The 14,685-nt window shown below is 38.4% G+C and carries 15 protein-coding genes; 3 read left to right on the forward strand and 12 right to left on the reverse strand.

The features are described from left to right. Window positions 1-129: 129 nt before the first annotated feature. From trpS to rpe, 3 genes are read right to left on the reverse strand one after another with little or no spacing between them, the layout of a single operon-like run. Window positions 130-1,134, reverse strand: a complete 1,005-nt coding sequence (gene trpS / locus GQR54_RS13160; protein ID WP_166378176.1) for a tryptophan--tRNA ligase — start codon at window positions 1,132-1,134, stop codon at window positions 130-132. Window positions 1,135-1,166: 32 nt separating this feature from the next. Beyond that, window positions 1,167-1,832, reverse strand: coding sequence for a phosphoglycolate phosphatase (locus GQR54_RS13165; protein WP_166378178.1), 666 nt, complete (start codon window positions 1,830-1,832; stop codon window positions 1,167-1,169). After that, on the reverse strand, window positions 1,832-2,515 hold the full coding sequence (rpe, locus tag GQR54_RS13170) for a ribulose-phosphate 3-epimerase (protein ID WP_166378180.1): 684 nt from the start codon (window positions 2,513-2,515) through the stop codon (window positions 1,832-1,834). The genes GQR54_RS13165 and rpe overlap by 1 nt, the downstream gene beginning before the upstream one ends. A gap of 161 nt (window positions 2,516-2,676) precedes the next feature. Between rpe and GQR54_RS13175 the strand changes: the two genes are divergently transcribed. Both GQR54_RS13175 and GQR54_RS13180 read left to right on the forward strand, forming a co-directional pair. Then, complete coding sequence (locus GQR54_RS13175) at window positions 2,677-2,979, forward strand: hypothetical protein (RefSeq protein ID WP_166378182.1); 303 nt, start codon at window positions 2,677-2,679, stop codon at window positions 2,977-2,979. Window positions 2,980-2,982: 3 nt separating this feature from the next. Next, the gene (locus GQR54_RS13180) at window positions 2,983-3,168 is read left to right on the forward strand and encodes a DUF2970 domain-containing protein (RefSeq protein WP_081709141.1); all 186 of its coding nucleotides are present in this window, start codon (window positions 2,983-2,985) and stop codon (window positions 3,166-3,168) included. On the opposite strand, the gene GQR54_RS13185 is transcribed toward GQR54_RS13180, so the two are convergent. From GQR54_RS13185 to GQR54_RS13225, 9 genes are all read right to left on the reverse strand, one after another. After that, the gene (locus tag GQR54_RS13185) at window positions 3,125-3,982 is read right to left on the reverse strand and encodes a Dam family site-specific DNA-(adenine-N6)-methyltransferase (protein WP_166378184.1); all 858 of its coding nucleotides are present in this window, start codon (window positions 3,980-3,982) and stop codon (window positions 3,125-3,127) included. The genes GQR54_RS13180 and GQR54_RS13185 overlap by 44 nt on opposite strands. Window positions 3,983-4,035: 53 nt before the next feature. Next, on the reverse strand, window positions 4,036-5,388 hold the full coding sequence (locus GQR54_RS13190) for an AAA family ATPase (RefSeq protein ID WP_166378186.1): 1,353 nt from the start codon (window positions 5,386-5,388) through the stop codon (window positions 4,036-4,038). Further along, window positions 5,389-6,459, reverse strand: a complete 1,071-nt coding sequence (gene aroB / locus GQR54_RS13195; RefSeq protein WP_166378188.1) for a 3-dehydroquinate synthase — start codon at window positions 6,457-6,459, stop codon at window positions 5,389-5,391. A gap of 27 nt (window positions 6,460-6,486) precedes the next feature. After that, window positions 6,487-7,005 (reverse strand): shikimate kinase AroK, encoded by a 519-nt coding sequence (gene aroK, locus GQR54_RS13200; protein WP_004589350.1) that lies wholly within the window; start codon window positions 7,003-7,005, stop codon window positions 6,487-6,489. 184 nt (window positions 7,006-7,189) lie between these two features. Continuing rightward, complete coding sequence (locus GQR54_RS13205) at window positions 7,190-9,289, reverse strand: type IV pilus secretin PilQ family protein (protein ID WP_166378190.1); 2,100 nt, start codon at window positions 9,287-9,289, stop codon at window positions 7,190-7,192. Then, window positions 9,276-9,815 carry a pilus assembly protein PilP gene (locus tag GQR54_RS13210; protein ID WP_166378192.1) on the reverse strand — a complete coding sequence of 180 codons (540 nt, stop codon included), beginning with the start codon at window positions 9,813-9,815 and terminating at the stop codon, window positions 9,276-9,278. The genes GQR54_RS13205 and GQR54_RS13210 overlap by 14 nt, the downstream gene beginning before the upstream one ends. After that, entirely contained in the window at window positions 9,812-10,417 is a 606-nt protein-coding gene (locus tag GQR54_RS13215; protein WP_166378194.1) for a type 4a pilus biogenesis protein PilO, read from the reverse strand. The genes GQR54_RS13210 and GQR54_RS13215 overlap by 4 nt, the downstream gene beginning before the upstream one ends. Beyond that, window positions 10,407-10,979: a PilN domain-containing protein gene (locus GQR54_RS13220; protein WP_166378196.1), complete on the reverse strand. Its 573-nt coding sequence runs from the start codon at window positions 10,977-10,979 to the stop codon at window positions 10,407-10,409. Before GQR54_RS13220 ends, GQR54_RS13215 begins: the two co-directional genes overlap by 11 nt. Further along, on the reverse strand, window positions 10,967-12,046 hold the full coding sequence (locus GQR54_RS13225; RefSeq protein ID WP_166378198.1) for a pilus assembly protein PilM: 1,080 nt from the start codon (window positions 12,044-12,046) through the stop codon (window positions 10,967-10,969). Before GQR54_RS13225 ends, GQR54_RS13220 begins: the two co-directional genes overlap by 13 nt. Window positions 12,047-12,176: 130 nt before the next feature. On the opposite strand from GQR54_RS13225, the gene GQR54_RS13230 reads away from it, so the two are divergent. Continuing rightward, a complete protein-coding gene (locus GQR54_RS13230; protein WP_166378200.1) occupies window positions 12,177-14,669 on the forward strand; it encodes a PBP1A family penicillin-binding protein in 2,493 nt (830 codons plus the stop codon). Window positions 14,670-14,685: the final 16 nt, after the last annotated feature.

Here is a 14,685-nt window from a genome sequence, read left to right on the forward strand (position 1 = left end):
AAGAAAACGGCCCAAAAGTAGGACCGTTCGAATTTCAAAAACTCGGTACACCATTAAGTCAAAGCATGCTTAACTGAATGGTGTTAGCTTAGTAAAGCGGCATTTTTTGTGTTTAAATTTATATATAATTTAACCGCGAGGTATAAACCCAAGTGCGTCGTATACCGACTTCAGTGTCTTCTCAGCACGTACACTGGCTTTTTCAGCACCTGATTTCATTATGCTATTAAGTAGGTTTTGATCTTCTCTGATCTCTTTAAAACGTGCTTGAATTGGCTCTAACATACTTACTACTGCATCGGCAGTGTCTTTCTTCAAGTGACCATACATTTTGTCTTCATACTCTGGCACTAAGTCTTCAATTGAGCGCTTAGTTGCAACACTCAATAAAGTAAGCAAGTTTGATACGCCTGGTTTTTCTGTGCGATCAAAATAGATGCGCGCTTGCTCATCTGAATCTGTTACTGCTTTTTTAAGTTTTTTCTCAATCTTTTTAGGCTCGTCTAGCATCATTATAAAACCATTTGGGTTTTCGTCAGACTTAGACATTTTTTTAAGTGGATCTTGCAAGCTCATTACGCGAGCGCCAAACTCAGGAATGTACGGCTCTGGTAGCGTAAAAATGTCGCCATATACATTATTAAATCGTGTAGCAATATCGCGCGTTAATTCAAGATGTTGTTTTTGATCATCCCCTACTGGCACTTTATCTGCTTGATATAATAAAATATCAGCCGCTTGCAAAGCTGGATAAGCAAATAACCCCACATTAATATTATTGGCATGTGTTGCTGACTTATCTTTAAACTGCGTCATACGATTAAGCTCACCCATTTGCGCATAACAGTTTAAAACCCAACCAAGTTGAGCATGCTCAGGCACTTGAGATTGTACAAATAATGCAGATTTTTCCGGATTGATACCACATGCTGTATATAACGCAACTCCATCCAGTACGCGAGCGCGAAGTAATTCAGGGTCTTGGCGTACAGTAATCGCATGCAAATCTGCAAGCATAAAGTAGCTATCACATTCTTCCTGTAGCTTAACCCACTGGTTAATAGCGCCAACATAGTTGCCTATTGTCATACCACCGGTTGGCTGCATGCCACTTAATACTACTGGTTTACTCATGATTTTCCTTTATTTAGCTTAATTAATAATATTTAACGCTGCGTTAGAACAGGTATTATATCTAAGAAGTTATCACATAGGTACTGTGGATTATAACCCTCAAGGTTTTCACCTTGGTTATAGCCATAACTAAGTGCAATTACGTCTATATTAGCGGCTTTAGCTGCAAGTATATCGCTTTTAGAATCACCTATCATTATTGCTTTATTAGGCTCCGCATTAAGTTTTTTGCAAGCAAATAGCAATGGCTCTGACGATGGTTTTTTTGCCATGTCGTCACCGCATACAATCACATCAAAATGACTCGTTAGTGCCAGCTTATCAAGTAGTTTTTCTGTAAATATTCGAGACTTATTAGTGATTAGTGCTTTAGGCATACCACGAAGTGCTGCAAGCCCGGTTTCTACATGTTGGTACAAAACACTATACTCACCAACTTGTTGTTCATAGTGCTTATAAAACTGTAATATTGCTTTACTACTAAGTGACTCATCTAGATGTTCACTCACTTGCATATCGCCACTCAAAGCGCGTTTAACGAGGACTTCAACCCCATTACCGACCCAGCTTTCAACCAAGCGCTGGCTAACAATAGGGAAAGCAAGACTGCTCAAGGTTAAATTAATAGCAATATACAAGTCGTAAACGCTATCAACCAAGGTACCATCTAAATCAAATAAGGCGACATCGTACTTCATTACTTAACACTTCCAAGCTGTTTACGCATTTGATCAATCACAACTTTGTAATCTGGCTGATTAAAAATAGCAGAGCCAGCTACAAACATGTCAGCTCCAGCTTGTGCTGCTGCTGCAATGTTATCGACTTTAATACCACCATCAACCTCTAAGCGGATATCACGACCCGATTCAACGATTCGCTGTTTAGCTTGGCGTAGCTTTTCGAGGGTATGAGGAATAAAACTTTGCCCGCCAAACCCTGGGTTTACCGACATTAGTAAAATGGTATCGAGCTTATCAATAACATGGTCTAAATAACTTAGGCTTGTTGCAGGATTGAACACTAAGCCTGCTTTACAGCCATGATCTTTAATTAACTGTATTGTACGATCGACGTGCTCACTGGCTTCTGGATGAAAAGTAATAATTGATGCGCCAGCCTCTGCAAACAATGGAATAAGGCTATCTACAGGCTTAACCATTAAATGTACGTCAATAGGTGCTGTAATGCCGTAATCTCTTAGAGCTTTACACACCATAGGACCGATTGTGAGATTAGGTACATAGTGATTATCCATTACATCAAAGTGGACCACGTCAGCACCCGCTTCGAGAACTTTATCAACATCTTCGCCTAGTTTTGCAAAATCAGCGGACAATATAGAAGGGGCTATTAAATATTTTTGCTCTGGGTTAAACATGATTAACTCCATCAATAAATAGTGTATTGCGTTAATGTAACTTAATTGAAGATGTTACCCAAGTAATATGGCGTAATAGCCCCTATTTCAGGTAACTTTAAGTTTGATATTTAATCAATATTTGCTATGATTAAAAAAGTAACAAATTATTGGATTTCATCATGCGTGCTTTTAAAACTGGGATATTAATTGCGTCGGCAGTACTGCTTATCGGGGCGTTTAGCTTTGGTTCAAGCTCTGAGCAAGAATTAAGCTCAGTGGGTAATTGCCATAATACACAAGTGGTAAGTGCTCAAAACACATTAACTACAATCACGTGTATTAAAGCTGAAGAAGAGTCATCGTGGTTTTCGTGGTTAACTGGCGATAGCCGTAGTGCTCAGTTTCATTACCTCGATTTACTAGAGCTACTTACTAGCCCTGATGATTCTAAAAACACTCCATCTTTAAAACCTTTATTTTAAATAATGCTGCAATTTTTTAGTGCGTTGCAAAGTGTGCTAGCAGCATTTTTTGGTGTTCAGTCTGAAAATAAACGCCAAGTCGATTTTAAACAACACTCCCCTATCTCTATCATTCTAATTGCAATTGTACTATTTATTGCTTTTGTTATCGCAATTTACGCAGTGGTTGCTTGGGTGCTAAATACATAGCCATCAACTCATCAACTTTATTTCTAGAGCCGCCTTTGGGGCTAATAGTGCGCTTTACTTGAATTTGGTCAAGTGATGCTTGGCTATAAATCTTTCGGGTCCACACAGTATCGTGGTTTGAAATAAGAACAGGTGTGTTATTTTCAAATGCAGCCTTCTCAGCCAGATTAGCCAAATTAGCCTGATCATCTAAATTAAACCCCCCTTTAGCGTAAGACGTAAAAGAAGCGGTTTTACTTAATGGTACATAAGGTGGGTCGCAATAAATAACTGCATTGTTAGGCACTAATTTAAAAACGTCATCGTAATCTAAACAGGTGAAGGTTGCTTTTTGTGCTTTTTCAGCAAAAAAATACATTTCTTTTTCAGGAAAGTAAGGCTTTTTATATTTACCAAAAGGCACATTAAAAATACCTTTTAAATTATACCTACAGAGTCCGTTGTAACCATGGCGGTTCATGTATAAAAACAATATTGAACGTTCATATACATCACGACTTTGATTAAACTGCACACGATATTCGTAATACGCATCTGCGTGATTATTAAAATCCACAAATAACTTTTTAGCGTCACTAATCAGCTCATCTGGAGAGCTTTTTAGCTCTTTGTATAAGTTAATTAAGTCTGCATTTATATCGTTGAGAATATAGTGTTTAAAGTCACTATTTAAAAACACAGAGCCTGCACCAACAAAAGGTTCAACCAACGTATCAGCATGCTTGCTAGCTTGATTTAATCGCGCATTAATATTTTCAACTAGGCTGTATTTTCCGCCGGCCCATTTAAGGAAGGCTCTACTCTTTTGCTGCATTGGCTCTTTACTTCAATCTGGTGTTGCGCGATTTTACACTAAAGCAGTGTGTTTTACTGATCAACGAGTGCTATTTCTTGCTTTATTTTACTAATTTTTTTATAGAAAGGTTTATTTTTTTTAACCTCAGCAGATAAAGTATCCATTGCTGATTTTGCTTCGTTTATACTTTCAAAGCTGCCAAATGTAACAACCCACCATATTTTATTATTTCGCTTTGTTTGGTAAGTATGAGTTTGCTGTTGTAGATTAAATTGAGCAATAAAATTATCACTAACTTCCTGCTGAGTTACGGCTAATAATTGAATAACACTATTTGTATCTGTTTGCTGCATGTACCATATATTATCTTGGCTAATCTGAGTTTGCTCTGCTGTATCTACTTTCTTTACTTTTAGAGCTTTAGATTTAACATAACTTGATACACCGTTTTTGTTTTTAGCGCTATCATCAATATCATTGTCTAGTACGCTAACGGTGTTGGCAGATTCGGTAAGGCTTTGCATGATCGCAGGTACGTCGTTAGTGTGCTCGCGCCCTGGCTTAATATCTGGCTCAACTACTTCAGGTTTATTTAAGCCAATTATTGAATCACTTTGCTTTATAACCGGATCATTTACTTGCTCTACAGATATTGCTGTATTTACTATTTTTGCCTCTTCTTGCTGATAATACTGTTGCCACCACTGCGTCATATCCGACTTATAAAGCAGACCAATAATTAAAAGCATAATCAGCAACATTAAAATTAACAAATGCAACCGCCAAGACACTTTGTCTTTAACGATAATATCGGCTACATGCTCACTAGGTTGCCAAGCAAGCAGTAAACTGGGATTACCGTGGGCCTCAGCTAAAAAAGTGCTAAATACAGGGTCCTCGTCATAAGGTAAATCTGTAAAGTACCACTGTAATAACATCTTGCTTTCTCGAAGCGTTAGCGGTTCCAAGTAAATTTCAACAGCGTTATTTAAAGCTAATTTAGACTGTGAAGCTATTATAATATATAGCGTATTTGGGCTGTTTTTTGAAAGCAACTCAAGCTCAATTAACATCTCTTCAGATAATTGCCTACCACCATCAAGTACCCATAAACAAGGTCCGCATGGCTGTTTATCAAGCAGTTGATAATAATTTTCAGGTAAACTTAAGTTATGGTCAATCAGGGGGGAGTTAAAGCTTTGCTCTAATAAGTCACTCATTAGCTGAGCGTCGCTCATTTTTGCACTGACTTGTACAAATGCTTTATTAAAGTCGTTATATTTATCTGTTATGAAGGTTTCGAGCATATAGCTTTTACCTAGCCCAGAAGTGCCAAGTAAAACAATTAAGTTTTGCCCGTACTCAAATTGCAGTGCGATTCTATCCACCAAAGCCGCACGGCTTGGTAAAATTTGTGACTGCATTTATTGCTCGATTAAGTCTCTAACTTGGTCATCAGATACATCATCAACTAACGCACACTGACCAAATTGGGTAGGTAGAATAAAGCGGATAGTCCCTTTTTTATTCTTTTTGTCTTTACGCATATGCGTTAAAAACTGCTCGCTTGTCATTTGCTTTGGAGTTTCTGTTGGTAAATTATACAGCTCAAGCAGCTTGATAATTCGCTCAACTTCATCTGCACTTAAATCTTGGCGTGTTTTCGCAAGTTTAGCTGCTAATACCATTCCTGTTGCAACAGCTTCGCCATGCAACCAAACGCCATACCCCATCTGCGCCTCAATTGCATGGGCAAATGTATGGCCTAAGTTTAACAAAGCTCGTAAGCCATGTTCTTTTTCATCTTGAGCAACTATAAGCGCTTTTATTTCACAACACCTAAAAATAATATGCTGTAAGCATGCTTCATCTAGTTGCTGCAAATTAGCTACATTTCGCTCTAAATATGCAAATAATTCGGTATCGTAAATCAAACCATACTTAATTACCTCAGCCATACCTGCTGCAAACTCTCGTGCAGGTAGAGTGTGTAATGTTTGCGTATCAATAAAAACCGCTTGAGGCTGATAAAATGCCCCTATCATATTTTTACCTAACGGATGATTTACTGCCGTTTTTCCACCTACCGATGAATCAACCTGTGAAAGCACTGTCGTTGGTATTTGAATAAACGGTACGCCGCGCTGATAACAAGCCGCTACAAAACCAGTTAGGTCTCCTACAACACCGCCACCTAACGCAATTAAACACGTATCTCGGCCACAGTTATTTTGTAGTAAAAATGCTGATATGTTTTCAAACCATTCAAGTGATTTATATTGTTCACCGTCAGGAATAATAAAAGATAGCGGATTTAGATCAGCTAATGAAACAAGTAACCTTTGCAAATATAAAGGCGCTATTGTGTCATTAGTAATGATGATAGGCCGACAATCACCAATGTGGTGAACCAGGCGGCCATTATCTTGAAGTGCAGATTGCCCAATATAAATAGGATAACTTCGCTCGTCCAAATTAACAGTTAATTTAAGCATGCTTGGCTATTCCTTTATTATTGGTTTTTAAAAATCTAATTTCTCGATGATTTGGTTAGCAACAACTTTAGCGCTTTGCTCATCGGTACGTACAACAAAATCAGCAACTTCTTTGTATAGTGGCTCGCGTTCTTCTGCTAAGCGCTCTAGTACGTTACGAGGTGCTTCTTCAGTTTGCAGTAATGGGCGACGCTTGTCGCGTTGCGTGCGTGCAACTTGCTTCTCTATAGGTGTCTCTAGGTATACAACGATACCTCGAGCCGAAAGCTTGTTTCGAACTTCTTTGCTCATTACTGAACCACCACCGGTAGCAAGTACAATACCTTGCATTTCGGTTAAATCGCCAATAACAGACTCTTCTCGAAGTCTAAAGCCTTCTTCACCTTCAAGATCGAATACCCATGCAATATCTGCACCTGTGCGGCGTTCGATTTCTTGATCAGAATCAACAAATTCAAGGTGTAATTGGTCAGCGATGTGACGACCAATTGTGCTTTTGCCAGCCCCCATGGGGCCAACTAAAAATATATTACGTTTCTCAGCCATATCTTTTAGTACAAACAAACTCTAAAATTTGAAATAAAACCCCGCCTAACGACCTGGCCCCAAAATTAAGGAGGGGATTATCTCAGTAATTGCAGGGGCATTTCAAGTCAATTAGCATAAAAAGCCATATAACGAGCAATTAATCTAAATAATCACCCGTTGGTTAACATAAAACCACTGTATTTTAATCAATTTGTATTTTTGGTGTCACAAAAATAAGTAATTCACGTTTTTCATTAAACTCACTTGTGGTTTTAAATAACCTTCCTACGTAAGGAATGTCACCTAAAATTGGCACTTTACTTGTAGTATTAATGATCTGTTGCTGGAAAATACCACCGAGTACTACTGTTTGTCCATTCTCAACTAGCACTTGAGTTTGAATCTCTTGGGTATCTATAGACACCGCTTCACCTGTTCCCGTTTGTACAGTATCACCACGTGTATCTTGAGTAATAATTAAGTCTAGAATTACTTTATTATCAGGTGTGATATGAGGTGTTACCTCTAAGCTTAGTACCGCTTTTTTAAAGCTTACAGTAGTAGCACCACTTGAAGCTGACTCAGTGTAAGGGATTTCAGTGCCTTGCTCTATTCGCGCTTTTTGCTGATTGGCCGCTATGATACGCGGGCTAGCAATAATTTCACCTTTGTTCTCTTTTTCAAGCGCACTTAACTCTAAATCAATTAATGTACCGTTGGCCAGCTTTGCTATATGCAAACCAATACTCGCCGCAGGATTTGATGTAGGTAGATTTACGTTTAACCGATCTGAAATACTTGGCGCATTTGAAGTTGATGTCGCGTTATAAATACCTTCTGCACCTTCAAGTGAGCCTGAAATGCCAATACTACTACCTTGATCACTAAAGCCCCAACGTACGCCCAAGTCTTCAGTAACATTATCGCGCACAGTTACCATTCGAGATTCGATTACAACCTGCTGTACTGGAATATCGAGCGTTTCTATCATCCGGCGAATGTTTTCTATACTCTTTACAGTATCTTTTACCAATAAAGTATTTGTACGCTGATCAACCGACACACTACCACGGGCAGTTATAATACTGTTTGTATCTGTTTTTAATAAGTCAGCAAAATTTTCGGCTTTAGCATAGTTTAATCGAATGTATTCACTATAGAGTGGCTCTAAGTCTTCAACTTGCTGTTTCGCTTTTAAATCTTTGGCTTCACGTGCTGCGAGCTCTTCTGCAGGCGCTACCATTAAAATAGAGCCATCCATTCGCTTATCTAGACCTTTAATACGCAGTACTACGTCGAGCGCTTGATCCCATGGTACGCCATCTAAACGCAGTGTTATATTACCTGTTACTGAATCACTGGTTACTAAGTTAAAGTCATTATAGCCTGCAATAATTTGCAGAGCTGCACGAACAGAGATATCTTGAAAATTTAAGGTCATAGGGCGACCTTGATACTCAATCCCACCATCTAAGTATGCGTTTTGTGTTTCATCTTTTTCTACTACTAGCGTTAAAATATTATCTATTTGCTGATACGTAAATGTAAACTGGGCATTTGGTTCAATAACTACGCGACTTAATCCATCTTCTTTAAAAGTCTCGATATTACTTACAACAGTACCAAAATCTAATACATCCAATTCATAAAGTAGATCATCTAAAATATCGGTATGATGAAAGTCAGCATAAATTTTCCCGCCGCTTTCGTGCACTTCTATCGCGGCTTGAGTATCTTGTAGGAACACGAGTACTTTCGCTTCGCCCTTTTCGCCACGTCTAAAATCAATTGACTGGATTCGATTGATGTAATTTCCGCTTGCATCACCTGAGTCCGTCACTACATTTTCAGATTCTGTAAATGGGTTATCAGATACGCGTATAGATACTAAGTTGTTGCGAACCTCAGTTTCATAAATTTTTAATCTATCTAAGTTTACCGTTACTTTTAAACCGCTATCAGTTAAAACGTTAGTAACATTACTAATCCCTGCTTGATTAACTGCAACATCATTTAAACCAACCTCTAACTCTGCGGTATCGAAAAACATTTCAATTCTAGCTGGACTATTGAACACCTGAACTTTTGGCTCAAGGGTTAACTCTTCATCAAAAACAAGTTGTAACTCAGTTTCACCTTTAAGTAATGGGTTATAACGAACATCATAAAGTAGCGGTCCTGCAACAGCTGTATTTATAGTGATTAAAGCAACAGCAGCTAATAATGTTCGTGACATATAATGGAGCCAAAGTACATCCTTATGCATCCTATTTTTACCTTTTTTATTATTAATTTGCGCCATTTTTTGCCGCCTCTAACATTTCTAATTTAGTCAGGCGCTCTTTCCAACAGCCAGACCCATCAGGAATTAATTCCACTAACTCTATATAGTCGTTACTTACTGTTTTTACTTTGCCATCATAACTACCAAGGTAATTTCCTACAGTTACGCGATGCAAAGTGTCATCTGCCGCTGTTATTAATGCCCATATTTGTCCACTAGAACCAATTGTGCCTTTCATTGCTAAGTTATCTAGCGGGTATTTTTCTAACGGTTCGCGGCGACGCTCTTGATCTGGGTGCAAACAGTTTTTTACTTGCGTTAATTTATTTTGGATTATCTCAGGCTGAGGTGCTACAAACGGACTACGTAGCTGGCCAGCGCTATACTCAAATATTTCAAACTTTGTCAGCTCAGGAATTGATTCAACTTTTGGTGTTGTGCTTGCTTTTACCTGATCAATAAATTCTTTTTGCTCAGACGTATCATCATTACAACCACCCAAAAAAAACATCATTGCGATAGGCATTATGCGAAGGAGTTTCATTTTTTCACTCCCTCTTCATAACGATATGTCTTTGCAACAACACTGAATGTTAACTGTTTATCGCCTGATGATAAAATAGAAAAGTCATGTAAGCTTACAATTCGTGGTAACTGAGCTACTTTACCTACAAACTCACCAAATTCATGATAAGTACCTATTACTTCAATTTTAATCGGCAGTTCGGTATAAAATTCTTTCTCAACTTCTGGCAACCAACCTATTTTTAAAAAAGTCAGGCCACTTGTTGTACCAACATATGACAAATCATCAAGTAAACCAGGGGTTTCGTTAGAGGTAGGTAAACGTTTTAATAGCTGTGAAAACGTCTCTTCCATTTCAACCATTTGTTGACGATAGATTTCAAGCTTGCTTGCTACTGCATACTTAGTACGATAAGTAGTGCGTAACTCAACTTCTTTCTCGACTGCACCATGGTAACTGTCAATTTCATCAGAAACTAACAGGCTATAACTGAAAAATAATACAAGCCCGGCAACAAACGCACAGCAAATTGCTTTAACGACAATTGGCCAATCGCCAATATTATCTAGCTCTATTTCATTCCAATCAATTTCACTCAGTGCTTTAAAATCAAGGCTCATTGCTAATCTCACCAATTTTATCAAATGGTTTTACATAAAACTCCATATTAAAGTCACTAAGCAAGCGCGAAGATTGATCGCCTGCAACAATCCCCTGCATTGAAGGATTTTCTAGTAAATATGAGCTTTGTACTTCGCGTAGCATTGTCGATAAACGATTATTCGATTCACTACGCCCCAGCACATGTATTTGACTGCCTCTGCGCTCTAATTTTGTTAAATAAACACCACCTGGCACTATTTTGGCTACTTCATCCATTATTTGTGTACCAAGGTTGCGGCTGCTTTGTAATTCTTCAATGAGTCTCATACGTTGCTGTAAGCTTTCTTTTCTTCTATCCAAGCCCCTTATCTCACTTATCTTTTTATCTAACATGCTAATTTCTGAGCTTAAATAGTTATTTTTTAAGTTTTGGCCGTCTTTTAAAGCACCATAAAACGAGCTCAACAAGTACATACTTGCTAAACAAACCATAACGACACCAATGAGTATGGTCACAAATTTCTTTTTGGACTCTTCGCGTTGTAATTCACGCCAAGGTAGTAAATTTATATGTGGCATGTTGAAAAGCTCCTCAATGCCAACCCGGTCGCAATTGCAAATTGCGTTTTATGACGCTGCATTACGTTGCGATCTACTTTAGGGGAGATTTCCATATTCTCAAAAGGTTCAGCAACAACAGAGTGAATACCGAGTTCTTCAATGAGTAATCGGTCAATGCCTTTTATCATCGATGTACCACCTGTTAATACAATATAGTCGATTTGCTCTTTACCACTGGTTGTTAAAAACATTTGCACTGCACGTCGCACTTGTTGAAGTAACGAAGTTTGAAAAGGGGCTAATACTTCAAAGGTGTAGTTTGGCGGTAAATCACCTGACGTTTTACCAATTTCCGCTTCATCAAAACCTTTATTATAGTAAGCGACAATACTATTTGTATATTGATCGCCACCAAAAACCTGGTCTCGGGTATAAATGGTTTCCCCAGCTTGAACAACGCTCACAAGCATTAAAACTGCACCAATATCAACCACAGCCACACATTTATTAAATGCGTCGCTAGGTAATTGTTGATAGTAAACATCCATAGCACGACTTAATGCGTAACTTTCTACATCAACTATTTTAGCTTCTAAATTAGCGGTCTCTAAAGCGCCTACACGCGCTTCGACACTTTCAGTACGAGCAGCAGAAAGTAAAACATTCATTTTACTAGGATCGGCCTCATTAGTTGAAAGCTTCTCAAAGTCGAGGCTCACTTCATCGAGGGGGTATGGAATTAAACTATCGGCTTCAATTTCAATTTGCGATTCAAGTTCAGCATCAGTTAACGATACATCCATGAAGATTACTTTGGTGATGACTGTTTGGCCAGAAACAGCTACTGCGGCAGATTTCAATGACTTTGGTAGTTTTTTTCTTAATTTTGAAATTACGTTACCTATCGCTTCAATATCTTGAATTGTGCGCTCACTCATTGCACCTTTTGGCATCGGCTCAATTGCAAGTGCTTCGAGCCGAAATCCTGTTTCAATTTCACGTAAAAGCACAGCTTTAATAGAGTGCGATCCAATATCAATTCCTACCATCATTGGGGACGGTTTTTGAAATAGTTGACTTAGCATGTTTCAACATGGCCTTTGTTTTAATAATAAACAAGTTATAATTTTTATATGAAAAAATATTATTCATTTTTTAATCAATATATACTAGCAGTCAAAACTCGCAATTGGGAGTCCATTTAGGGAAATATAAGTGATTTTATTAAAACGAACTTTACAATTTTTTATCATTTGTGTGTTAATTGGTCTGATTACTTTGGTCAGTCTTTATTATTACGTTAAACCTGATATCCCCAGTGTGCAAGTTTTAAAAGACGTGCAATTACAAACCCCTATGCAAGTATTTACTAAAGATGGGCTTTTGATCAATCAATTCGGTGAAAAACGCCGTATTCCAGTGACTATTGATGAAATTCCTCAAATGCTCATCAATGCATTTTTAGCGACGGAAGATAATCGATTTTACGATCATATTGGCATAGATCCTATAGGTATTGTACGCTCAGCCCTTGTTCTAATATCTACCGGCGAGAAAAAGCAAGGCGCAAGTACTATTACTATGCAGCTCGCTCGTAATTTCTTTTTGACACGCGAAAAAGCATATATTCGTAAAGTTAAAGAAATATTTATAGCGCTTCATATTGAAGGAGTGTTAACAAAAGACGAAATTTTAGAGCTTTATCTTAATAAAATAGAATTAGGTAATCGTGCTTTCGGTATTGGTGCAGCAGCGCAAGTTTATTACGGTAAAGAGCTAAAAGATTTAACACTTGCACAAATGGCGATGATTGCAGGTTTACCTAAAGCACCTTCAGCTTTAAACCCAATTCGTAACCCAACGCGTGCAAAAGCACGCCGAAATGTAGTTTTAGGCCGCTTACTGACCGAAGACTATATAACACAAGAGCAATATAACGAAGCAACTAGCCAACCTATTACAGCTTATTTTCACGGTGCAGAAATAAACTTATACGCACCGTATATCTCTGAAATGGTGCGTGCCGAAATGGTTTCGCGGTATGGGGTAGATAAAGCTTACAACTCTGGTTTTAAAATTTTTACCTCAGTAGAGTCAAAGGTTCAAAAAGCAGCGCAAAACGCACTTGTAAATAACTTACACAGTTACGATATGCGTCATGGTTTTAGAGGTCCAACTGATGTTTTATGGAATCCTGAAACACAACCAGCTTTAACTGAGCAACAAATACTCAATAAATTACAGAGCGTAAATGAGTTAGGCACTTTAAAAGTTGCAGCAGTACTCAGTGTTAATAATAAAACAGCTACAGTACTACTTAAAAACGGTGAGCAAACAACTCTCAGTTGGGATAGTTTAAAATGGGCGCGTAAGTATATTACTCGCTACCGCCAAAGCTTTGCTCCAAAAGCAGCTACTGATATTTTAACGCCAGGTATGCAAATATGGGTACGTCAAAACGAAGATAACAGCTACTTATTAAGCCAAATACCAGAAGCATCAAGCGCTATTGTATCCCTCGATCCACAAGACGGTAGAATAAAAGCTATTGTAGGGGGTTACAGCTTTGAGCAAAGTCAATACAACCGAGCGATACAAGCTAAGCGTCAAGTGGGTTCTAATATAAAACCTTTTATATATTCGGCAGCACTTGAAAAAGGTTACACGCTTGCGTCTATATTAAATGATGCACCTATAAACCAATGGGATAAGAGCCAAGGCGTAGCATGGCGTCCTAAAAACAGCCCTGCTGTTTACAACGGTCCTATTCGAATTCGCCGTGCTTTAGCACAGTCTAAAAACGTTATTTCGGTGCGCTTACTACGTGGTGTTGGATTGCAACGTACAGCTGATCACTTACTAAAATTTGGTTTTAAAGACGCTGACATTAATCGCAGTGAATCATTAGCACTTGGTAGTGCTTCCATTACTCCTCTTGAACTTGCAAGAGGCATGAGTACATTTGCCAATGGCGGTCATTTAATTGAACCTTACTTTATCTCAGAAATTCAAGACGCTTACGGCAATGTATTGTTTAAAGCAAACCCTGCTCTTGCCTGTGACGAAGAGCCTTTGCCAACACATAATGCACTCTCAATGCATAATAGTGATGATGAAATGGAGCAAACGAAAAAATGTGCGCCAAGAATTATTTCTAAGCAAAATGCATTTTTAATTGCTGATGCTATGAATAGTGCAATCTGGGGGGGTGGTAGCTGGGCTCATAAAACAGGTTGGAGTGGAACCGCTTGGCGAGCACAAGCGCTAGATCGTCGCGATATTTCGGGTAAAACAGGCACAACTAATGACTCAGTAGATACCTGGTTTAGCGGTTTTAATAGTAATGTGATGACCTCAGTTTGGGTTGGCTTTGATAATCCGGGCAACGCTCTTGGTCGCTCTACATATAATAACAACCTAGATAGCAGTCAAATATCAGGTGCGGAATCTGGCGCTAAAACCGCGCAGCCAGCATGGGTTGAATTTATGAAAGCAGCACTTGAAGGCAAGCCTGAAGCCCCAATTGAGCCGCCTGAGGGACTTGTTTCTATTCGTATTGATTTAGCTACTGGTTTATTAAGCCATAAAAATGACTACACGAGTCGATTTGAATATTTTGAAAAAGGCACCGCACCTACAAAGTATGTGCTATCTCAGCCTAGCGATATATTTGAAGAAGACACTAAAACAGAAGAAGAGCTATTTTAGTAATATGTATGTAATA

The sequence above is a fragment of the Pseudoalteromonas sp. Z9A4 genome, from assembly GCF_011378845.1.
GTDB classification, from domain to species: domain Bacteria; phylum Pseudomonadota; class Gammaproteobacteria; order Enterobacterales; family Alteromonadaceae; genus Pseudoalteromonas; species Pseudoalteromonas arctica.

Excerpts from the sequence above, each read along its gene's own strand:
- GQR54_RS13210 (WP_166378192.1), bottom strand. The coding sequence starts at position 9,815 with ATGAAACTCCTTCGCATAATGCCTATCGCAATGATGTTTTTTTTGGGT.
- GQR54_RS13205 (WP_166378190.1), bottom strand. The coding sequence starts at position 9,289 with ATGGCGCAAATTAATAATAAAAAAGGTAAAAATAGGATGCATAAGGAT.
- GQR54_RS13225 (WP_166378198.1), bottom strand. The coding sequence starts at position 12,046 with ATGCTAAGTCAACTATTTCAAAAACCGTCCCCAATGATGGTAGGAATT.
- GQR54_RS13180 (WP_081709141.1), top strand. The coding sequence starts at position 2,983 with ATGCTGCAATTTTTTAGTGCGTTGCAAAGTGTGCTAGCAGCATTTTTT.
- aroB (WP_166378188.1), bottom strand. The coding sequence starts at position 6,459 with ATGCTTAAATTAACTGTTAATTTGGACGAGCGAAGTTATCCTATTTAT.
- GQR54_RS13190 (WP_166378186.1), bottom strand. The coding sequence starts at position 5,388 with ATGCAGTCACAAATTTTACCAAGCCGTGCGGCTTTGGTGGATAGAATC.
- rpe (WP_166378180.1), bottom strand. The coding sequence starts at position 2,515 with ATGTTTAACCCAGAGCAAAAATATTTAATAGCCCCTTCTATATTGTCC.
- GQR54_RS13215 (WP_166378194.1), bottom strand. The coding sequence starts at position 10,417 with ATGAGCCTTGATTTTAAAGCACTGAGTGAAATTGATTGGAATGAAATA.
- GQR54_RS13165 (WP_166378178.1), bottom strand. The coding sequence starts at position 1,832 with ATGAAGTACGATGTCGCCTTATTTGATTTAGATGGTACCTTGGTTGAT.
- GQR54_RS13175 (WP_166378182.1), top strand. The coding sequence starts at position 2,677 with ATGCGTGCTTTTAAAACTGGGATATTAATTGCGTCGGCAGTACTGCTT.
- GQR54_RS13220 (WP_166378196.1), bottom strand. The coding sequence starts at position 10,979 with ATGCCACATATAAATTTACTACCTTGGCGTGAATTACAACGCGAAGAG.
- aroK (WP_004589350.1), bottom strand. The coding sequence starts at position 7,005 with ATGGCTGAGAAACGTAATATATTTTTAGTTGGCCCCATGGGGGCTGGC.
- trpS (WP_166378176.1), bottom strand. The coding sequence starts at position 1,134 with ATGAGTAAACCAGTAGTATTAAGTGGCATGCAGCCAACCGGTGGTATG.
- GQR54_RS13185 (WP_166378184.1), bottom strand. The coding sequence starts at position 3,982 with ATGCAGCAAAAGAGTAGAGCCTTCCTTAAATGGGCCGGCGGAAAATAC.